Origin of the sequence: Actinomadura rudentiformis (assembly GCF_008923185.1) — a bacterium.
Classification (GTDB): domain Bacteria; phylum Actinomycetota; class Actinomycetes; order Streptosporangiales; family Streptosporangiaceae; genus Spirillospora; species Spirillospora rudentiformis.
In genome coordinates this window covers 235,092-255,944 of the sequence record NZ_WBMT01000018.1, presented here as the reverse complement: position 1 = coordinate 255,944, position 20,853 = coordinate 235,092, and the positions used below count along the sequence as shown (strand labels likewise).

13 protein-coding genes are annotated in these 20,853 nt (G+C 70.9%); 8 read left to right on the top strand and 5 right to left on the bottom strand.

The genetic code is table 11. The features are described 5' to 3' along the window. The first annotated feature begins 26 nt into the window (after positions 1 to 26). From F8566_RS34235 to F8566_RS34210, 6 genes are read left to right on the top strand one after another with little or no spacing between them, the layout of a single operon-like run. Positions 27 to 572 carry a VOC family protein gene (locus tag F8566_RS34235; RefSeq protein ID WP_225993752.1) on the top strand — a complete coding sequence of 182 codons (546 nt, stop codon included), beginning with the start codon at positions 27 to 29 and terminating at the stop codon, positions 570 to 572. Beyond that, positions 559 to 1,554, top strand: coding sequence for an L-tyrosine 3-hydroxylase (locus F8566_RS34230; RefSeq protein WP_151565996.1), 996 nt, complete (start codon positions 559 to 561; stop codon positions 1,552 to 1,554). Before F8566_RS34235 ends, F8566_RS34230 begins: the two co-directional genes overlap by 14 nt. Further along, positions 1,551 to 2,564, top strand: coding sequence for a class I SAM-dependent methyltransferase (locus F8566_RS34225; protein WP_151565995.1), 1,014 nt, complete (start codon positions 1,551 to 1,553; stop codon positions 2,562 to 2,564). Before F8566_RS34230 ends, F8566_RS34225 begins: the two co-directional genes overlap by 4 nt. Positions 2,565 to 2,601: 37 nt before the next feature. Continuing rightward, entirely contained in the window at positions 2,602 to 3,012 is a 411-nt protein-coding gene (locus tag F8566_RS34220; protein ID WP_151565994.1) for a cupin domain-containing protein, read from the top strand. After that, the gene (locus tag F8566_RS34215) at positions 3,009 to 4,814 is read left to right on the top strand and encodes a gamma-glutamyltransferase family protein (protein ID WP_151565993.1); all 1,806 of its coding nucleotides are present in this window, start codon (positions 3,009 to 3,011) and stop codon (positions 4,812 to 4,814) included. The genes F8566_RS34220 and F8566_RS34215 overlap by 4 nt, the downstream gene beginning before the upstream one ends. A gap of 2 nt (positions 4,815 to 4,816) precedes the next feature. Continuing rightward, positions 4,817 to 5,500, top strand: a complete 684-nt coding sequence (locus F8566_RS34210) for an FMN-binding negative transcriptional regulator (protein ID WP_151565992.1) — start codon at positions 4,817 to 4,819, stop codon at positions 5,498 to 5,500. 333 nt (positions 5,501 to 5,833) lie between these two features. Here F8566_RS34210 and F8566_RS34205 read toward each other — a convergent pair whose 3' ends face one another. Beyond that, positions 5,834 to 6,601, bottom strand: coding sequence for a DinB family protein (locus F8566_RS34205; RefSeq protein ID WP_151565991.1), 768 nt, complete (start codon positions 6,599 to 6,601; stop codon positions 5,834 to 5,836). A gap of 189 nt (positions 6,602 to 6,790) precedes the next feature. Between F8566_RS34205 and F8566_RS34200 the strand changes: the two genes are divergently transcribed. Beyond that, positions 6,791 to 7,687, top strand: coding sequence for a phytanoyl-CoA dioxygenase family protein (locus F8566_RS34200; protein WP_192810003.1), 897 nt, complete (start codon positions 6,791 to 6,793; stop codon positions 7,685 to 7,687). Between the two features lie 120 nt (positions 7,688 to 7,807). Next, positions 7,808 to 8,281 (top strand): hypothetical protein, encoded by a 474-nt coding sequence (locus F8566_RS34195; RefSeq protein WP_151565989.1) that lies wholly within the window; start codon positions 7,808 to 7,810, stop codon positions 8,279 to 8,281. A gap of 102 nt (positions 8,282 to 8,383) precedes the next feature. Here F8566_RS34195 and F8566_RS34190 read toward each other — a convergent pair whose 3' ends face one another. Genes F8566_RS34190 through F8566_RS34175 form a run of 4 tightly spaced genes read right to left on the bottom strand, consistent with a single transcriptional unit; the run spans position 8,384 to position 20,811 of the window. After that, the gene (locus tag F8566_RS34190; RefSeq protein WP_151565988.1) at positions 8,384 to 12,172 is read right to left on the bottom strand and encodes a non-ribosomal peptide synthetase; all 3,789 of its coding nucleotides are present in this window, start codon (positions 12,170 to 12,172) and stop codon (positions 8,384 to 8,386) included. Continuing rightward, complete coding sequence (locus tag F8566_RS34185; protein ID WP_151565987.1) at positions 12,169 to 17,163, bottom strand: non-ribosomal peptide synthetase; 4,995 nt, start codon at positions 17,161 to 17,163, stop codon at positions 12,169 to 12,171. The genes F8566_RS34190 and F8566_RS34185 overlap by 4 nt, the downstream gene beginning before the upstream one ends. Before the next feature lie 46 nt (positions 17,164 to 17,209). Further along, positions 17,210 to 19,003 (bottom strand): ABC transporter ATP-binding protein, encoded by a 1,794-nt coding sequence (locus F8566_RS34180; protein WP_151565986.1) that lies wholly within the window; start codon positions 19,001 to 19,003, stop codon positions 17,210 to 17,212. Then, positions 19,000 to 20,811 carry an ABC transporter ATP-binding protein gene (locus tag F8566_RS34175; protein ID WP_192810002.1) on the bottom strand — a complete coding sequence of 604 codons (1,812 nt, stop codon included), beginning with the start codon at positions 20,809 to 20,811 and terminating at the stop codon, positions 19,000 to 19,002. Before F8566_RS34175 ends, F8566_RS34180 begins: the two co-directional genes overlap by 4 nt. Positions 20,812 to 20,853: the final 42 nt, after the last annotated feature.

The window sequence follows — 20,853 nt, the reverse complement described above, 5'->3', positions numbered from 1 at the left end:
AACTCCTCCGAAGACAGGAGAGAACCTTGGCTCCAACCACATCTGACGTGGCCGCGCCGGGCAAGCCCTCGGCCCGCCCGGTTCCGCTGACCGGGGCGATCGACCACGTGGGCATCCAGACGATGGACCTGGGGAACGCCGTCCTCTGGTACCGGGAGTTTCTCGGCTGCACGGTCTCCTGGGAGATGAGCGGCGGCTTCTCCGACCTGAGCCGGCGGCGGCTCCCCGGCCTGACCCGCGTGGTCGAGGTGGCCGTGGGCGACATCCGCCTGCACCTGTTCACCCGCGACCGCGGTACGCACGGGCCGCCGGCCGGCGAGGTGAACCAGTTCCAGCACCTGTGCATCCGGGTCGACACACCGGAACAGCTGCGACTGTGGCGCGGCCGGTATCGGGAGCTGTACGAATCGGGCCGCTTCACCTTCGCTCGCGCCGAGCCGGCCACCGAGATCGACATCGACGGTCAGGGCATGCAGAGCTTCTACGCGTACGATGTGAACGGCCTGGAGCTCGAATTCACCCACCTTCCGGATATCTCCGAGGGAACGGATGCCGCCGATGCATCCGCTTGAGGCACCGGCCGTCGTCACCACCCTCCCGTCCGGCGCGGAATGGGAGTTCGGCGGTCATCCCTACGGGCTCGAGCCGCTGGCCCTGCCCTCCCGATGGGTACCCCGAACAGTGCCCGTGGATCCGATGCAGATCGAGGAACTGCGGGAACGGCTGGCGCACGCGTCACCCGCCTCGGTCCACGACCTGCGTCCGGACAGTGCCGAGGACATCGACCGTCTGTTCTGGTTCCGGTGGATCACCGCCCACCAGACCACCTTCCTGCTGTGGCAGATGCTCGGGGCCATCCTGCGGGAGAGCGAGGCCGCGCGGGTCGAACACGAGGAGCTCGCCACGCAGGCGCGATTGCTGGTGTGCGGCTATTCGCTGATGCTGATGTACGGAAGCTCCGCCCCCCGGCACATCTACGGACCGGTCATCCGGATGCCGATGGCCCGCCAGCACGTCAATCTCACCGGCGCCTGGGCCCGCGACTATCCACCGGTCCGGCCGCTGATCCGGGGCAAGGTGACGATCGGCTCCGGCACCGTGGCGGAAGCCCTGCGCCACGAGTGCGAACTCAACGAGCAGGTTCACGAGGGGATCGCGGCCAAGGTCCTGTCCTCGGGCGAGGTGTCCTTGCTGCAGAGTCCCAAGCCGAAGGGCCGGCAGCAGATCCCCCGGGACACCTTGATGTGGCTGTACGACGGCATCTTCCTGACCAGCCGTGAAGCCGTCTCCCCGCTCGCTGTCGGCAGCCAGCTGGTCCGCCGACTGCACGCCATCTTTCTCGACATCACCGCGAACGGACTGTACCCCTCCTTCGCGCCGAGCGCGCACGAGGAACCGCCCCGCCTGCGGACCCCGGAGGTGATGCGACGCAAGGCGGGACTGACGGACTGCGTCCTGGAGATCCTGAGCTTCGTGAGCGCGCCGGCCACCCAGGCCCACCCATCGAGAACGGTCCGGACCAGCTCCACGATGCGAAAGTTGAGGACTACATGACCGCCGCGACAACCCATCTGCCCAAGGAAGCGCGATACTGTGCGGATACCTTCAACGGTGCCGTGGCCGCAGCCGCTCTCAGCGCGGCCTGGGACATCGGCTTGTTGGACGAGCTAGCCGACCGGGACGCTGTCGACGTACCCGAGTTCACCGCCCGCACCCGCACCCACCCGGAGGCGGTTCGCCGGATCCTTGTCGCGCTGTCCAGCCGCAGGATCGTGGTCGTCGACGCCGGGCCGAACCTGGCCCGGCGCGGACCGGGATTCGACGAGGCGTTCCGTACCAGGGGCTTCTTCTACTGGCTGACCAGGGGCTGTGGCGAGCTCTTCACCGATCTCACCACCCTGGTTCGCACCGATGAACGCGCCGACCGCCAGATGCGCCGCGATTCGCGGGCGATCAGCGTGGCCTGCCGGAGCATCGCCCGCAATTTCTTCGACCCGCCGCTGCGGGATCTCCTCGACGGTATCGACTACACGACCGTCGCCGATCTCGGCTGTGGCAGCGGCGATCGGATCATCATGTTGGCCGAGCGGCAACCCGCGATCCGGGCCATCGGGGTCGATATCGCCCCGGGGGCGTTGACGGTCGCGGGAGAGGCGGTCCGAGATGCGAACCTGACGGACCGGATCACGCTGCTTCGGGATGATGTGCTGAACATGTCGCCGAGGCCGGAGTACGCCGACGCCGAACTGGTCACCTGCTTCCTCATGGGGCACGACTTCTGGCCACGGGACAACTGCGTGAAGACACTGCAGAAGCTCCGAGAGACCTTCCCCAACGGACGAAACCTCCTCCTCGGCGACACCTGTCGGTCCGTCGGCGTCGAAGGCCCGGACCTGCCCATGTTCACGCTCGGCTTCGAGACCGTGCACGCGATCATGGACCAGTACCTGCCCACGCTCGACGAGTGGTACTCGGTGATCGATGAGAGCGGCTGGCGTCTCGCTGATCAGCGGCTCATCGAACTTCCCGCGTTTAGCTTCATCTTCCACCTGACCCCAGCCTGATCCGTCATCGACGCGGCCGTACCCGGAGGAACACCCCATGGACGCCCCTTCCGCAAGCTCCGCAGTCGCGGCCGCCGCCCCGGCCGCCCGAATGGATCTTCCGCTGTTCCGCGAGATTCCCGGACATTACGCACCCACACCGTTCTACCTGACCGACGACATGTACGGCGGGCTGTGCTTGGAGCTGGCCGGCGGCGAGCTCAGCGACAAGGTGGGAAAGCCGGTGGCCGATCCGCATACCCACGAGTGTCCCGAGATCTATCTGCTGCTGTCACCGAATCCGGGCGGTGGCGTGATCGAGGTGGTCGCCGACGGACGCCACCACACGCTGACCTCGCCGGCGACATTCTTCATCCCGGCCGGTACGGTGCACCACTTCGTCACCCGCAAGGCCGAACCGGGCACGTATTGTCTGGGCCTGCTGCTCACCGGGTCAACCCAACGATGACCGTCCTGCGACCCCAGCTCACCGGTACCTCCGGCGCCGTGGCCTCGACGCACTGGTTGGCGTCCGCCGTCGGCATGGGCATCCTCGACCGGGGTGGCAACGCCTTCGACGCGGCGGCGGCCGCCGGCTTCGCCCTCCAGGTGATCGAGCCGCACTCGAACGGGCCCGGCGGCGACGTCGTGATCTCGGTCTACCCGCGCTCGGCCGGCACGGTACGCGTCATCTGCGGACAGGGCCCGATGCCGCAGGCGGCGACCATCGAGCGGTTCGGCGCGCTCGGCATCGAGCAGATGCCCGCGGCGGGCCTGCTCCCCGCGACCGTGCCGGGCGCGTTCGGCGCCTGGATGCGCCTGCTCGCCGAGTTCGGCACGATGCCACTGGCCACCGTCCTGGAACCGGCGATCGGGTACGCCTCCGGCGGCTACCCGCTGCTGCCCGGCGCCGCGGCGACGGTCGCGGCGATGGCTCCGCTGTTCCGGACGGAGTGGACCGCGTCCGCGCGCACCTACCTGCCCGACGACGCGGTACCGGCGGCCGGCGCCCGGATGCGCAACGCCGCGCTGGCCGGCACCTACGAGCGGCTGCTGCGCGAGGCGCGGGCCGCGTCGACCGACCGGGAGGCCCAGCTCGAGGCGGCCCGGGCGGCCTTCTACGAGGGCTTCGTCGCCGACGCGATCGACGGCTTCGCGCGTACCACCGAGGTGCTCGACTCCACCGGCGGCCGGCACCGCGGCCTGCTCACCGGCGACGACCTGGCGGCCTGGCAGCCTGCCGTCGAGGAACCGTGCGCGCTGCCGTACGGCGACTTCACCGTCTACAAGCCGGGGCCGTGGTCGCAGGGCCCGGTCTTCCTCCAGCAGCTGGCGATCCTGTCCGGCTGCGACCTGCGCAGCATGGGGCTCGGCACCGTCGACTACGTCCACACCCTCGCGGAGGCGGCTAAGCTCGCGTTCGCCGACCGCGAGGCCTGGTACGGGGACCCGGCGCACACACCGGTGCCGATGGCCGAGCTCCTGGCGCCGGAGTACACCGCGCGGCGGCGCTCGCTGATCGGCGACCGTGCGGCCCTCGACCCCCAACCCGGCCGGGTGGGCCCCGGCCGGCCCTGGATCCCGCAGGCCAAACCGGAGCAGCCGGGCGCCGACGAGCCGGACTGGATGACCCAGCTGCGCAGCGGCATACCCACCGTGACCGCCGGGGCGCCGCAGGCCGGCGCCGGGAACACCTGCACCGTCGCGGTCGCGGACCGGTGGGGAAACCTGGCCGTGGCCGTGCCCAGCGGCGGCTGGCTCAAGAGCTCACCGGTGATCCCCGATCTCGGCTTCCCGCTCGGCACCCGCGGCCAGACCGCCTGGCTCGTCGACGGCCACCCGAACTCGCTGGCACCCGGCCGGCGTCCGCGCACGACGCTGAGCCCCAGTATCGTGCTGCGCGACGGCGAGCCGTTCCTGGCGTTCGGCACGCCGGGCGGTGACCAGCAGGACCAGTGGACGCTCCAGGTGTTCCTCGCGATCGCGGAGTTCGGGCTGGAACCGCAGGCCGCGACCGAGCTCCCCGCCGTCAACATCGACCACTTCGCGCAGTCGTTCGCGCCGCGCGCCTCCCGGCCGGGCGTGCTGGTCGCGGAACGCTCGCTCGGGCCCGAGGTGCTCGTCGGCCTGGAGCGGAAGGGCCACCGGCTCGACGTGGTGCCGGCGTCCACCCTCGGCAAGGTCTGCGCCGCCGGTGTCGACCCGGATACCGGCTTCCTTCGGGCCGCGACCGGCCCGCGCGGCCGCCAGGCCTACGGAGTGTGTCGGTAGCCATGTTCGTACCGAGCCACTACCGGATCAAGGACGAGGACTGGCACCACCGGATCATCGACGGCCACCCCCTCGCGACGCTCACCACGAACGGGACGACCGCTCCCCTGGCCACCCGCCTGCCGGCCCTGGTCGCGCCGGGTGAACCCGAGTCCGGCCCGCTGGCCGGCACCGAGATCCTCGGCCACCTCAACCGCGCCAACCCGCACTGGAAGGCGCTCACGGACGGCACGTACGCCCGGCTGATGTTCGACGGGCCGGGCGGCTTCGTCACGCCGGCCGTCTACCCCGGCGACCCGTCCGCGCCGACGTGGAACTTCGCGGCCGTGCACGTCTGCGGCCGCCTACGGTTGATCCGCGGGCGGGAGGAGACACTCGAGGTCGTCCGGTGGACGGCCGCTCGCCTGGAGGATCGCTTCGGCGCGGGCTGGGACCAGACCTCCTCGGTCGACTACTTCCGCCGGATCGTGCACGGCGTCGGTGCCTTCCGGCTGACGATCGAGTCGGTGGAGGCGCTGTTCAAACTCAGCCAGGAGAAGCCGGCGGACGTGCAGGAGTCGGTGATCCGCCGCTACGAGGCGGATCCCAGCGGCGCCGGCTGGCCGATCGCCCGGCTGATGCGGGAGGCCGGGATGGGCGGCTCCGCCGGATCGCCGGACGACACCGTGTCCTCCTGCCCCTTCTGACCTGCCCTGCGAGCCGTTGGGCCCTAACAGGACCGCATCTCAGTTGATTTGGGGTTGAGCCGGTCGGCTTGCCGACAACAGATCAGAGCGGATGCCAGGCGCAGGAATCCGGTGTAGTGGTAAGCGGCGGGCCAGCCGACGGAACCGGCTGACCCACTCCAGGCAGCGTTCGATGGGATGTGGTTCGCTGTTTGCGCGGCGTGGCACTCACCGAGTAGTTGGCCGTGTTCGTGGCAGGTGTGGCAGACGACCAGAATCTTGCGGCCGGGAGTAGCAGCAGCACTGCGGCTGGAAGTCGCCCGAGCGGTCAGCGCTCCTGCTCGGGACGCGCTTTCACTCGGTTCGGGTATCGGCCTCGAGCACGGTGAGGTCGCGCACCGCATACCGGTGATGCTCGGCCTCTTCCTTGAGCACGACGCTGAGGCAGCGGCGTACGACGTAGTCCTTGTCCGGATAGAGGTCGGCCGGCTTGCGACCACATACCCGGTCGAGCTCGGCCTCGGTGAGCTCGTCGACGACCCGGCACATCGTGGCCATGCGGGCGAGCCGCGGCGCGAGTACCTCCTCAAGCGTCGGGATGGCATCGAGGGTGAGCCCCAGGAGCTTCGCCGATGCTTCGGCCGGCACCCCGCCGCCAGGAAGGCCCAACGAGTGGTACGGCGCATCCTCCTCGAGCACGGCGTTGCCGATCCAGGCATCGCCGGCCATCAGCAGATGCCGCTGCGTCTCGACGAACGACCACTCGCCGTCGACCCGCTCATGCAGCTTCGCCTCCGGTAGGCGCCTGGCACGGTCAATCGTCTCCCCCCATTGCTTCTCGATGGCATCCCAAGCGGCCCGGTATTCGGCGGCCGACGTGGCCTCACGGGCCAGCACCCGATTGGGATGCAGCCGATCAAGCTCGGCCTCGACATAGGCGGTCACATCGACGTCATTGACAACGACACGCTCAAAGCCCCCACCGAGAGAGACGCCACCCCCATAGCAGTCCACGATCTTCAGGCCGGTGACGTCGCAATCACGAATCTCGAGGCCGGACAGGTCGCACAGATGGATGCGGGCACCACGGAACTGGTCACCTTGGCTGTACTCAGCAGGCATCTGTACAGCTTCCCGTATCCGTGCCGTACCGATGCAGACCCCCGTTTCAGTGACAAGACCCGTCCGTTCGCGCCGCCTATGGTTGGCTCAGCTGGCGTGTCAGTAGCCTCCATCGGCACTGGCCCGCCCGCATTCCTCGTTCCAGGCATGTCCGGCTGGCAGGCACCTCATCGAAAGAAGGGGGTCAAGGTGGCGGAAAGCACGAGCGACCCGGCGATCCGAGGGCTGACGGCCGAACAGGTGGAGTCCTTCAAGGAGAACGGGTTCCTTGGGCCGTTCGACCTCTATGCCGAGGACGAGGCTCCGCTGGTCTGGAGCCAGGCCATGATCGATATGGTCACGTCGGCGAACAAGCCGCACAACTCGACCACCATCAACTGCGACCGGCACCTGGACTGCGACACGTTGTCACGGCACATTGCCCAGCCGGCGATCGTCCACAAGCTTCGCAGCCTCATGGATGACGACATCATGTGCTGGAAGACGCACATCTTCGAGAAGGAGCCCGGCGGCTCGGGAACGGGCTGGCACCAGGTCGAGGCATTCACTGTGTACAACGAGTCGGAAACCGTCTCGTATCCCTCGCTGCGCTACACCGAGGAGTCCACGGCCGCCACGCAGGAGCTGTTCGTCTGGACGGCCTTCTCCTCGACGGACAAGGCGCACGGCTGCCTACGCTTCCTGCCCGGCAGCCACAAGCAGTCCTACAACGTGGAGAACAAGTCCCACAACGGCTACGACTACTCAGAGCTCAAGCTTGACAAGGACTGGGATCCGAACAGTCACGAGATCGTCGACATGGAGTTGAAGCCCGGCCAGTTCGTCATCTTCCTGGCCAAGTGCGTCCACGGCTCGAACCCGAACATCAGTGCCGACAAGCGCCTCGGGTTGGCGTCCCGCTACATCTCGCCGTCCGTGCGGGTCTACGAGCACATCAACCGTCTCAGCGGGTCCGGCGACGCGATCGACCTCGACTACCACGGATGCGTCATGGTGTCCGGCGAGGACAAGTACGGGCACAACCGGATGCACCGGGAGAACCTCAACGGCTTCCCCTTCCCGAAGCTCGAGTCCGACGGCCACTGACGACTACCGGCAGAGGTTCGCCGAGATCCTCGCGCGACCCAACCCACGGGCGCCGACCTCGCCGACGAGCAGATCGTCCAGGCGAAGTCCCGGCAGGAACTGGGCATCAGCTCGCTCAACATGATCATCGTGCTGATGAACTACATCAAGAAGTACACGGACGGCACCATCACAGTCCGCCCGGAATGGGTCCCCCGGCTCAACGACATCGGCGGCATCGCCGACGTCCTCCGCGAGATCGACAAGCACGTGCGTTGGCCGAACGGTCCGGAAGTGGCGGTGATCGAGCGTCGCAACCTTCGGCTCGCGGATCCGCTCGACCAGCGCGATCACGCTTGCGTCAACCACCCCGAGGCTGACGTCGGCGTAGGAGCGCTGCAGGTCTCGCCACCGGTCAGCCGCATGTGGCACCAGCAGTCGAGTTCGGCCATGACCAATTCGGGAACGAACAGCACGCTGGTATCGCAGATGAGGCTCATCCGCGGAAGTCGTGCGCAAGCTCGGCGGTCAGCTCGGCCGCGGATAGACCGTCCGTGGTCCGGGCGTACCCGGTGCGGGGCTTACGTCCCCGGCGCAAGTCGGCGGCAGACTTGATGACTGCCTCGGCCAGGACGAAGGTCAGCGGGACGCCGCGTCGCTCCAGGGTGGCCAGGTCCTCGCGTGGAGCGGCCAACGCGGCCACACGGCCGGGCGCGCTCAGATTTCCTCGTAGCCCATCCGCCGGGCGATCGCGGAGCTGATCGCCGCCGCCAGTTGGTCGGCGTGCTCCTGGTCGAAGAGGCTCAGGTGGTTTCCCTTAATCTCGACGGTCGTCACCTCGGCGGCGACGGCGGACCAGCCGCGGTCGCCGTCCATGTAGCCGGCCGGGAACGGCGGCGCGTCGGCGGGCAGCGGGTCGCTCGCGCGCAGGAGGTCCACCTCGGCCGGGTAGTACTCCGGCCGGTAGTCGAGGAACGCCGCGCGGTTGCGTTCGACGGTCTCGGCCAGCTCGGCCTGCGTCGCCGGGGTGGCGTCGGCCCCCTCGAGGCGCAGCACGTCCAGCGCCAGGACCGAAGCCCGGACCCGGGCCGCGTCCGCCGCCGCGGACATGAACGCGGGCGGCGCCCAGGTGTCCAGCAGCAGGGTCGCGGCGACCCGCTCGTTGCGATGCAGCCAGCGGCGGGCCATCTCCAGCGCCACGGCGCCGCCCATCGACCAGCCGGCGACCACGACCGGGGCGACGCCGCGTACCGCGTCGACCTCGTCAACGTAGCGGGCCGCGATCTCCTCGATCGACGCCGGCGGAACGTCCGGCGGCGACTGAAGCGCGTACACCGCGAACTCCCGCCCGAGCCGCTTGGCCACCTGGTAGAACGGCAGCACCGAACCGCTCGCGGCGTGCACGAAGACCACCAGCGGCGCGCCCGGGTGCTCGACCAGGCTCACCAGCGGGTCCACGCCCACTGCAGGTCGCATCGCGCCCAGCGTCGCCGCCAGCGCGCGGACCGTCGGGCCGGTGAACACGTCCAGGACGCTCGGCTTCAGCCCGAACTCGCTCGCGCAATCCTCGATCAGCTTGAAGACCAGCAGCGAGTGGCCACCCATGTTGAAGAAGCTCTCGGTGACCGAGACCGAGTCCCGGCGCAGGACCCGGCAGAAAATCCCGACCAGCCGCGCCTCCAGCTCGGTCTCGGGTGCGTCGGTGCGGTCAGCTTCCGTGTCGCGGTCCCGGAGGTCGAGCAGCGCGGCCACGTCGATCTCGCCGCTGCCCCTCCGGGGGATCTGCTCCACTACCGTGACGGTTGCCGGCATCAGGTACTCCGGCAGCCGCGCAGCGGCGCCGTCGACGAGTCTTCTCCCGGACAGCTCACGTTCCCCGTCCGGCACCACGAAGGCGGCGAGGCCGCCGTCCGGCGCCGCGGTCACGACGGTGCGCGACACGCCGTCCTGGTCGGTGAAGGCCGCCTCGATCTCGGCCGGCTCGACGCGCAGGCCGTGGATCCGGACCTGCCGGTCGATCGGGCCAAGGTGCTCCAGCACCCCGTCCTCCCGGTGCCGGCAGAGCTCGCCGGTGCGGAACATGCGGGCGCCGGGGGCAGCGAACGGGTCGGCCACGAACCGGTGCGCGGTCAGCGCCGGCCGCCGGTGGTATCCGCGAGCGAGGCCGATCTCGCCGCCGACGTAGAGCTCACCGACCACGCCGATCGGCACCGGCGCCAGCGCCTCGTCCAGTACGTAGAGGGCACGGTGGCCGGCTGGCCGGCCCTGGTCGGTGACCTGTCCGGTCTCGGCCGGCCCGTAGCCGGCGACGAGGTCGCCCGGGAACCCGGCCACGTCCGGCACCATCGACGGCACGACCGACAGCGTCGTGACGCCGTACGCCCCCACATGGTCCGCCAGCCGCCGCGGGTCCCGGTGCACCGCTGGCGGCGCCAACGCGACCGTCGCGCCCTGCGACAGCGGCCAGAAGCAGTCCTCAGGCGTCGCCAGGAGCGCCACGTCGCCGGCACCGAGGGGATGGTCGTGCTGAAGTTGCGCCAGCTCGGCCAGCGCCCCCTCGACCGGGTAGGCGATCGCGGCCGGCCGGTCGGTGGCGTGCGCCGCGTAGCGCAGGCACAGCAGGTCGTACCCAGTTGCCTCGACCGGCAGGTCGTCGGCAGGCGCCCCGGCCCACTGGCCGGGCTCCGCAAACGAGCACACCTGCCACGGTCCTGCCGGCACGCGGCCCGCCGTCGACCCGTCAACGATCACCGCAGCCGGGGCGGCACCGTCCAGCATCGCCCCGAGCCGGCCCTCCTCCGGATCGAGCGTTACGTACGGGGCGCCGACCTTGGCCGCGGCAAGCAGCGCGACCGTCTGGTCGACCCCAGGGGAAAGGCACAGCGCCACGACGTTTCCCGGACCGACCCCGGTGTCGCGCAGGAACCACGCCAGCCGGTTGGCCCGGGCGTTCAACTCGGCGTAGCTGAACTGGCCCTCGGCACCGCGCACCGCGATCGCGTCCGGGGCGCGCCGGACCTGCTCCTCGAACGGCTGCGCCAGCGTGCGGTACGCGACGTCCGGCCGGACGTCCCGGTTGAGCCCCTGCAGAACGCGCTCTCGCTCTGCCTGCGACAGCAGCGGAAGCTCGGACGCTCGCGCGTCCGGCCGCTCGGCGGCCGCGGCCAGCAGACGCTCGAGGACACCTGCGAATCGGAGCGCGGTCCCCCGGTCGAACAGGTCGGCCGAGTACAGCACGATGCCGCTGATCGCGTCACCGTCCGGGTGCATGATCAGGGCCAGGTCCACCGGCATGGCGTTCGTGTTCAGCGCCACACTCTTCTCGGCTGCCCGGCTCGAGCCGCCGATCGGGTGCTGCAGAGTGACTATGGTCTGGAACACCTGGTGCACCCCGGACAGCCGGGGCAACCCTAGTTCGGCCACCACCCGGGCGTACGGTACGGCCTGATGGTCGTGGGCCTCCAGGAAGGCCTCGTGCACCCGGCGGACGACCTCGCGGAACGTCGGGTCGCCGGACAAGTCGGTGCGCAGTGGCACCGACCTCACGAAGCAGCCCACCATCGACTCGGCGACCTCCTGGTCCCGGCCGGCCAGCGGGACGCCGACGAGGATGTCCCGCTGCCCCGTCATCCGGGCCAGGAACAGCTTGTACGCGGCCAGGACGACAACGAACACGGTGACCCCGTCGTCTGCCGCCAGCCGCTGCAGCCGAGTCAGCAACAAACCGGGAATCGTGAACGGCACGGTGGATGCGGCCCGGCTGGCTCGGGCCGGCCGGGGATGGTCCCTCGGCAGGTCCAGCACCGGCAGGTGACCGGACAGATTGTGGGTCCAGTAGGCCAGGTCGCGCTGAACCTTCGCCTCGTCGGTGTTCTCGCGTTCCCAGGCCACGTAGTCGAGGAAGCCAACCGGCGGAGGCGGGTCGAGTGTCCGGCCGGCCAGCAACGCGTGCAGCTCCCGGACGACCTGCTCCCGGGAGAGTCCGTCGGCGACCAGGTGATGGAAGTTGGTCGCCAGCATGGTGCGCTCGCCGGGCAACGCGAATCCGATGATCGTGAAGAAGCACGGCTCGTCGAGCGGGATCGGACGCTGGGCGGCCCGGTTGCTGATCTCGGTGGCGCGCGCCGCCGCCTCGTCCGCCGGCAGGTGCCGCAGGTCGTGCCAGGTCACCGGCGGCTCGACCGGGCCGCAGTCCTGCTGCATCGGGACACCGTCGCGCTCGAACATCCGCACTCGCAGGATGTCGTGCCGGGCCATCAGCTCCGCCACCGCGGCGCGCAGTGTCGAATGGTCCAGTGCCCCCTCCATGACCTGCAGGTCCGGAATGCTGTACTCGCTGCTGTCCGGGTACTGCCGGCAGGAGAACCAGATCCCCGCCTGCGGCGGGTTGAGCGGAACGGCGGTCCCCGGCGGCACCGGGCTGATGCGCGGCACTTCGACCGCGGTGGCCCGCTCGCGCAGCAACTTCATGAGCAGCCGCTGCTTGTTCGCGTCCAATGCGGTCATCGGCTTACCCCTCCCGGGTCGCCGAGCCGCTCGGCGACGTCGTCGTCGGACATCGTGGCCACCTCGGCGGCCAGCGCCGTCTCCAGGTACCCGGCCACGCCCGCGATCGTCGGTGCGTCGAAGAACTCCCGGACGGTGATCGATACCCCGAACCGGGTCTTGATTCGGTGCAGCATCTGCAGGGCCGACAGTGAGGTGCCGCCGACGGAGAAGAAGCTCTGGTTGCGACCGACCTGGTTGACCTGCAGCAGGTCGCACCACACCTCGGCGACCTCCGCCTCGATCAGCGAGGTGACCTCCGAGACACCGGTCCGGGCCTCCCGGTCCCGGATGGTGGGAACGGGCAGCGCCTCCCGGTCCACCTTGCCGGACGGGGTCAGCGGCAGGGCATCCAGCTTCACGTACACCGCCGGCAGCAGATACTGGGACAAGTAGCCGGCCAGGTACTCGGCGACCTCGGGGATGAAGGCGTCCGGCCCGACCACATAGGCCACGATCTCCTTGACGCCGGGCTCGTCCTCCCGGATCGCCACCACCGCCCGCTCGACCGCCGGGTGGCTGTCCAGCACCGTCTCGATCTCGCCGGGCTCCACTCGCACGCCCCTGACCTTGGCCTGATGGTCCGCCCGGCCGGCGTAGTGCAGCAGGCCGTCGTCGTCCAGGCTGGCGAGGTCGCCGGTACGGTACAGCCGCTCCCCCGGCACCACCGGGCAGGGATGCGGCAGGAACCGTTGCGCCGTCAGCTCCGGCCGTCCGAGGTAGCCGCGGGCCAGGCCGTTCACGCCGGCGACGTACAGCTCGCCGACCACGCCCGGCGGGATCGGCCGGAGCGCTTCGTCCAGCACGTACAGCCGGTAGCCGTTGACCGCACGGCCCATCGGGACGCCGCCGCCGGCCGGCCAGGCGCGCCCGGTCCAGAGCGCGACCTCCGAGGTCTCCGTCTGGCCGTACGCGTTGTGCAGGTCGAGATCGAAGTGGGCGGCGAACCGCTCCAGAAGCGCCGCCGGCACCGCCTCGCCGGAGGTCTGCACGCAGCCGAGGTCCGGGTACTTGGTGGCCGGAACGGTGGCCAGGTACATGTCCAGCATCGACGGTACGAAGTGGGCCAGCACCGTGCCCGGCTCGGCGAGCAGCTCGGCCAGGTACGGCACGTCCGTCTCCGAGCCCGCCTCGGCCAGCTCGACCGTGGCGCCGGCGGCGAGCGTCGCGAAGATCTCCCAGATCGCGACGTCGAAGATCAACGGCGTCTTGTGCACGACTCGTCGGCCGGGCTCGAGCTCGTACCGCCGGGCGATCCACTCCACCCGGGACGCCGCGCAGCCGTGGTCGATGACGACCCCCTTGGGCCGGCCCGTGGACCCCGACGTGTAGTAGACGAAGGCCGTGTTCCGCGGGTGGATCCGACGGTGACTCCGGTCCGGCGCGGCCGCGTCGGCGATCGGCGCGGCCGCGTCGACGATCGGCAGGCCCTCCAGCCCGGCCGGCGGCGGCCCCGCGGCGATCACCGCCGCCATCTCGCAGTCGGCGGCCATCCAGCGCAGGCGCTCGGCCGGGTAGCCGGCATCCAGCGGTACGAAGCCGGCACCCGCGCGGAGTACCCCGAGAAGCGCCGCGATCGACTCCACCGAGCGCGGAACGCATACCCCGACCAGGGACTCCGGCCCGATGCCGGCGGCCGCCAGCGCGGTCGCCACCGCCTCGGCGCGGGCGTCCAGGTCCGCGTAGCTGACCGAGCTCGTCCACGCCTGCACGGCCACCGCGTCCGGGTCCCGGGCCAGCGCGGCATGGAAACCATCGTGCAGCAGCGTCCCGGCGGCGACGCGGTCCTCGTGGCCGGCGTTGATCGCGGCCAGCTGGGCGGTGACCGAGGCGGCGGGCAGGAGCGGCAGCTCGGCCAGCCGGGCCGACGGGTCCGCCAGTGCCGATTCGAGGAGCGTCAGCAAGGCTTCCTGCCAGCGGCCGGCGGACTGGCGGTCAAACCGGCGGGTGGCGTACTCCACCTCGCCGGCCAGCGTCCCGCCGTCCAGCCGCAGCGTGCAGGTCAGCGCGACCTTGGCGGTACCGGAGTGGATCGGCTGCTCGGCGATCTGAAGGCCGTGGATCTCGCCGCCGCCGTCCATCGGGGTGGACTCGAAGACGAACATGGTCTGGAAGACGGGGTTGTCGGCCCCGCCGGAGGAAAGACCGCCGACCATCTCCGCGAACGGCAGGTCCTGCCGGGACAGCGCCTCGGCCAGCGCCGCGTCGGTGCGCTCCACCAAGTCCCGGAAGCGCATGCCGGGGGTGAATCGCATCCGCAGCGGCACGGTGTTGACCAGGTAGCCGATCAGGTCCTCGGTACCGGGCCGGACCCGGCCGGCCATCGGGACCCCGACCACCACGTCGTCGGCGCCGCCGGTCATCCGGTGCAGCGTGCCGAGGAAGCCGGCCAGCAACACGCCGAACGGAGTAGATCCATAAGCGCGGGCCACCCGCTCCACCGCGGCCAGGCCGACGCCGGCGAGCTCGAGCGGTATCGAGAACCCGGCGTGCCCCTCCTCCCCGGTCGGCCGACCGGGTTCCAGCACCGGCGCGTCGCCGTCGAGCTGCTCCGCCCAGTACCGCCGCTGCCCGGCCGCCTCCTCCGAGCCCAGCCAGCGCTCCTGCCAGGCCACGTAGTCGGCGAACCGCACGGACGGCGCCGGCAGCGGGCGGTCCTGGTACAGCGCGGCGAACTCTCGCCAGAACACTCCCAGCGACCATGCGTCAAAGACGCTGTGGTGCACATCGAGCAACCACAGGTGCTGCTCGTCGTCGACCCGGTAGCAGCAGGACCGCACCAGCGGTCCTGCGGACAGGTCGAACGGCCGGGCCGCCTCGGCCTCTGCCAGGCGCACCGCGGCCGCCCGGTCGGCGACGGATCTCACCTCGGTACGGACCGGCTCTGGCGGCTGGAGCCGGGACCAGACGCGGCCGTCCCGTTCCGCGAGGGTGGTCCGCAACGCCTCGTGCCGCTCCGCCAGCGCGGTGAGCGCGGCATCCATCCGCTCGATGTCGAGCGGGCCGGAAATCCAGTATCCGAGGGGTACGGCGTAGGTCGCGACACCATGCTGCAGCCGGTCCAGGTACCACAGCGCCGCCTGGCCGCGCGAGGCCGGCCGCCATTCGTCGTGCTCGCCGGACGCCGCGACGATTCCGCCGCCGGTGTCTCGCCAGCTGGTCCCCTTGACCAGCGCGGCGAGGGCGGTCACGGTCGGGGCGGAGCGCAGCTCGTTGAACGATAGAGCCGCACCGGTGGCCCGGGCGATGCCGCTGAGCAGTTGCAGACCGCGCAGGGAGTCGCCGCCGACCGCGAAGAAGTCCTCGTCGGCGCCGACCGGCCGACCCAGCACGTCGGCGACGAGTCGCGCGACGACGCCTTCCACACCGGAGGACGTGGCTGTGTCGGGCTCGCCCGCGTCGGCCGACGCGGGGGCGGCGGGTGGTGGTGGCGGCAGCTCGGACGGCAGCACCTTTCTGTTCAGCGGGGACCGCGGGATCCGGTCCAGCCAGACGATGGTCCGCGGGAGCATGACGGCGGGCAGCCGGTCGGCCAGTTCGGCGCGGAGCGCTGCGTCCGCGGCCGGCGTGTGTTCCCCCTCGACGTATGCGATCAGCCGGGCGCCGGAAACCGGGTCGTCGGCCGCGACCACGACGGCGTCGCGTACGCCGGCACAGGCCCGCACCGCGTTCTCCACCTGGCCGGGCTCGACCCGGAACCCGCGAATCTTGACCTGGCGGTCGGACCGGCCGAGGAACTGCAGGTTCCCGTCCGGCAGCCGGTTGGCCCGGTCACCGGTCCGGTACATCCGGGCGCCGGGCGGCCCGAACGGGTCCGGCCAGAACCGGTCGGCGGTGGTTGACGGCGCACCCAGATAGCCGCGGGCCAGCCCGAAGCCCGCGATCCACACGTCCCCCGGTTCCCCGTCGGCCACCGGCGCCAGCTCGTCGTCGAGCAGGTACACGGTCACCCCGGGCAGTGGTCGCCCGATCGGCACGAGTCCGACGTCGGGCAGGTTCGCCGGGTCCGGCCGGTAGGTGGTGCAGCTGATCGTGGTCTCGGTGGGCCCGTAGTCGGCGATGAAGTCCACGGGTCGCGAGCCGACAGCCTCCACCCAGACGGCGAGCCGGTCCATCCGCAGCTTGTCCCCGCCGACGAACACGGTGCGCAGGCTGTCGGGCAGCGACACGATCCCGGCGACGAGATCGTCCACCCACTGGTGCCAGTAGTTGCTCGGGAGGCTCACCATGGTCGCCCCGCGGGCCTTCATCACGTCGGTCAGCTCGACGCTGGTCGGACGGGGCGTGTCCGGCAGCACGACCGCGGCGCCGGCCAGCCACGCCGGCAGTATCTCCTCCAGCGAGGCGTCGATGTGCATCGAGGTGAACTGCAGGAACCGGTCGGACGACCGCAGGCCCAGCTCCGCCTGGATCGCAGCGGCGTGCTGGGCCAGGCTGGCATGCGAGACCCCGACGGCCTTCGGCCGGCCGGTCGAGCCGGAGGTGAAGGCGCAGTACGCGAGATTGCCGGGCCACAGCGCCGGCCGGGCACCAGTCGGGTCCGGTTCGGCCGAGCCGACCGGTTCAGCCATGAGGTCGGCCAGGTCGACCACCGAGAACCCGGCACCGTCGAACGTCCGCTCCGGTCCACCGCGGAGCACCAGCTCCACCTCGGCGTCGGCCAGCATCCCCGCCACCAGCCCGGCGGGCAGCGCGGCGTCCAGCGGAACGTAGACGCCACCGGCCTTCCACACCGCGAGCACCGTCACCAGCCAGCGGGCGGACTGTTCGACGGCGACCCCGACCCGGACCTCCGGCCGCACACCGCGCACAGCGAGCCGGTCGGCCAGCTCGCCGGCCCGCTCGTCGAGCTGGCGGAAGCTCAGGACACCGTCACCGGACATGATCGCAGGCGCGTCCGGGGTGCGCGCCGCCTGCGCCTCGATCAACTGATGTACGCAGAGATCGGACATCGATCGCCTACCTCCAGCCGTGCCGTAGAGATGAAATGCGTTCGGGTCAGGTGACCGTGCCGGCGGCCGAGGCTCGCCGCCAGCTGTCGTACAAGCCGGCGTAGACACCGCCCGCCGCGAGCAGCTCGTCGTGCCGGCCGCGTTCCACCAGCCGGCCGCCGTCGAGCACGATCACCTCGTCGGCCCGTTCGGCGGTGGCCAGCCGGTGCGCGACGGTCAACGACGTGCGGCCCGCGGTGAGCCGGCGCAACGCCTCGACGAGCGTCAGCTCGATCCGCGGGTCCACGGCCGAGGTCGCCTCGTCGAGGATCAGGCAGGCCGGGTCGGCCAGGTGCGCGCGGGCCAGCGCGACCAGCTGCCGCTCGCCCGCGGACAGGCTCTCGCCGCGCTGCCCGGCCGGGGTGTCCAGGCCGCGCGGCAGGCTGTCGAGGAACGCCGCCGCGCCCAGATCGTGGAAGGCCCGCTCGACGTCGGCACGGGTGGCGGACGGTCGCCCGTACCGGACGTTCTCCTCGACCGTGGTGTCGAAAAGGAACGGTTCCTGCGGCACGACCACCACGCGCGAGCGCAGCGACTCGGTCGCGATTTCCCGCGCGTCCACGCCGCCGATCAGGATGTGGCCGCGGTCGGGGTCGGCCAGCCGGGCGATCAGCTTCGCCAGCGTCGTCTTGCCCGATCCGGTGGCGCCGACCAGCACGACCTGGCGACCGGCCTGCACCTCGAACGACACGTCGGCCAGGGCCGTGCCGGCGTTCGGGTAGCCGAAGGTGACATTCCGTACGTCCACCGCCGGCGGGCTGGCCGGCAGCTGCCGGCCGTCGACCGGCTCGGTGACGTCCTCGACGATGTCCAGCAGTGCCAGCACCCGTCGCCAGCCGGCCACGGCATTCTGCGTGAAGTCGATGACCTGGGTGAACTGCCCCACCGGCCCCAGCAACAGGGTCACCAGCAGGAGGAACGCGACCAGCTCGCCGGCGGTGTGCCCGGTCGACGGGCCGATCGCCAGGCCCACCGCGAGGACGCCGACCACCACGATCGCGGTGAACAGCTCGGCGAGGGAGAACAGCACGCTGCCCAGATAGCCGGCGCGGGCCTTCGTGTCCCGCCAGCGATGGATGGTCGCCGTGGTCCGCCGCAGGCTCGGCTTCGTGATGCCGTAGGCGCGGATGACGGCCGCGCCCTGGATCGTCTCCGAGGTCACCGTGAGCAGATCGGCGACGCGGCCCCGGACCGCGGAGTGCGCGGGCCCGAGACGCCCGGTCAGCACGTGGATGAGGACGACCATCGGCACGGTCAGCGCAACCGTGACCAGCGTCAGCAAGACGTCGTAGTACAGCATGCCAGCGAGGGCGGCCAGCATGGCGGCGCCGTTCACCACCCAGGCGATGCCGCCCCACTGCAGGAACTGGCTGAGGGTCCCGACGTCGGAGGTCACCCGGGACACCAGCTTCCCGCGCGTCTCGGCCGAGTGGTACGCCACGCTGAGCCGGTGTACGTGGTCGAAGGCGCGGACCCGCAGCCCGCACAGTGCGCGCTCGCTGGCGATGGCGAGGCGCAGCAGGCTCACCCAGTTGACCAGGGCGGTGGCCACCACCGCCACCCCCGCCAGCGCGCCCAGGCGAACCAGGTGGCCAACGTCGATGTGTCCGGTGCTGAGTCCCCCGTCGAGGAGCCGCTGGACGAGGATCGGTACGGCCAGCCGGCCGAACCCGCCGACCAGTGCGAGGACGAGCGTCAGGGCCAGGCCGTCGCGGATCTCCGGGATGGCGGCGAAGCCGCGCCGAAGCACCGCGGGCGCCGACCCGGCAACACCGTCGGGGTCGACCGCGATCGCACTCATACCGCCTCCCGCTCTCGCTGGTATCCCCGGATCAGCCGGTCGTAGCCGTCGATCCGGAGCAGGTCCCCATGGGCGCCGACACCGGCCACGCGGCCGCTGTCGAGGTAAACGACCGCGTCGGCCCGGGCCAGCGTCTCGGCGCTGGTGGTGACGACGATCGTGGTGGTGGACGGCAAGTCGGTGGCCAGCCCGCGCATGATCTCCTGCCGGGTGGTCGCGTCGACCGCGGACGTGGCCTCGTCCAGCAACAGCACCCGGGGCCGGCGGACCAGGGCCCGGGCCAGCGCGATGCGTTGTCGTTCGCCGCCGGACAGCGTCACCCCACGCTCGCCGACCCGAGTCGCCAGCCCGTCCGGCTGGCGCTCGACGATGGCGGTGGCCCGGGCGAGGCGGAGCGCCTCGTCCAGCCGCTCCCGGTCGGCGTCCGCGGGTGCTTCCGATGGGATGGGGTCGAAGTCGAGCCGGACGTTCTGGGCCAGCGTGCCGGCGAACAGGAACGGCTCCTGGAAAACCGCCGCACAGGCCGCCGCCCGGTCGGCTGCGGCGACCCGGTACAGGTCGACCCCGTTGAGCAGCACCGTGCCGCCGGTCGGGGGCAGCAGGCCGGCCAGCGCCAGCAGCAGCGTGCTCTTACCCGACCCGGTGCTCCCGGTGATCGCGACGGTCGCGCCGACCGGGACGTCAAAGCTCACATCGGAAAGGACCTCCGGGCCGTCCGCGTAGGCGAAGCCGAGACCGCGGACGCTCAGGCCGAGCGGACCGTCCGGCAGCGGCTGCGGATCCACCACAGCCGGCGGTGGCGTCTCGCCGAGCACCTCCTGAACCCGGCCGTACCCCGCCAGCACGTGCGGCAGGTGGGCCAGCACGTTGCCGATCACGCTCAGCGGCACCGCCAGTATGGCGAACAGGTTGACGAAGCTGACCAGCTGGCCGACCGTGATCGCGTCGCTGTTCACCCGCCACGCCCCGACCACCAGGATGATCAGCGACGTGGCGGCCGGGATCAGATCGAACAGCTCGTTCATCAGCCATTCCCGACCGGCCAGCTTGATATTCGCATCGCGGAGCCGGGCCGATTCGGCGCCGAACCTGTCCCGCTCGGCGCGGTCCCGACCGAGCGTCTTCACCAGGAACGCGCCGTCGAAACTCTCGTGGGCGATTGCGGTCACCCGCCCCAGCCGCTTCTGGGCCTCCCCGGCAAGCCCTTCGACCCGTTTCTGGTACACGGAGTTGACCAGCAACAGCGCCGGGATCGAGGCACCGCCGACCACTGCCAGGATCGGGTCCACCGCCAGCATCCAGCCGGCGGTGACCAGGAACATCAGGAACATGCCGAGTACCTGCGGCATTCGGGCCGGCAGGTCCGCGGCCGCCTCCGGGTCGGAGGTGACGTGCGCCAGCTTCTCGCCGGTCGGGTGGGCCCGATGGTAGGCAATCGGCAGCGCGTCGTACCGCTCGACCACGGACTCCCGCAGGGTGGCATCGAACCGGGCCCGGGTCGCGGTGGCGGTCCATCGCAGCATCAGCCCTGCCGTGCCCTTGACCACGCCGATCGCGAGCACGACCAGGACCAGGGCGAGGGCGGTGCCGGTGGACACCTGTCCGCCCTCGAACCTCGGTATCACCACGTGGCTGACCAGCTCGCCGAGCGCGACGGACCAGACGGTCAGTCCCGCTCCGTACAGCATCGCGGCGGCCAGCCCCCAGCTCATTGGACCCGGATGGGCGCGAAAGGCGGCGAGCAGCAACGTGCGCGACCGGCGCAGGATGTTGGGCCGTGCGGCCGGCCTCTGATCCACTTTCGCCACTTCCTCATCATTCGCTGTCGTCATTGCCGCTCAGCCGCCAAA

What these genes read in the sequence shown, in the direction of transcription:
- F8566_RS34220 (WP_151565994.1), top strand. Translation starts at nt 2,602, where the DNA reads ATGGACGCCCCTTCCGCAAGCTCCGCAGTCGCGGCCGCCGCCCCGGCC.
- F8566_RS34225 (WP_151565995.1), top strand. Translation starts at nt 1,551, where the DNA reads ATGACCGCCGCGACAACCCATCTGCCCAAGGAAGCGCGATACTGTGCG.
- F8566_RS34210 (WP_151565992.1), top strand. Translation starts at nt 4,817, where the DNA reads ATGTTCGTACCGAGCCACTACCGGATCAAGGACGAGGACTGGCACCAC.
- F8566_RS34230 (WP_151565996.1), top strand. Translation starts at nt 559, where the DNA reads ATGCATCCGCTTGAGGCACCGGCCGTCGTCACCACCCTCCCGTCCGGC.
- F8566_RS34185 (WP_151565987.1), bottom strand. Translation starts at nt 17,163, where the DNA reads ATGTCCGATCTCTGCGTACATCAGTTGATCGAGGCGCAGGCGGCGCGC.
- F8566_RS34190 (WP_151565988.1), bottom strand. Translation starts at nt 12,172, where the DNA reads ATGACCGCATTGGACGCGAACAAGCAGCGGCTGCTCATGAAGTTGCTG.
- F8566_RS34205 (WP_151565991.1), bottom strand. Translation starts at nt 6,601, where the DNA reads ATGCCTGCTGAGTACAGCCAAGGTGACCAGTTCCGTGGTGCCCGCATC.
- F8566_RS34180 (WP_151565986.1), bottom strand. Translation starts at nt 19,003, where the DNA reads ATGAGTGCGATCGCGGTCGACCCCGACGGTGTTGCCGGGTCGGCGCCC.
- F8566_RS34195 (WP_151565989.1), top strand. Translation starts at nt 7,808, where the DNA reads ATGATCATCGTGCTGATGAACTACATCAAGAAGTACACGGACGGCACC.
- F8566_RS34215 (WP_151565993.1), top strand. Translation starts at nt 3,009, where the DNA reads ATGACCGTCCTGCGACCCCAGCTCACCGGTACCTCCGGCGCCGTGGCC.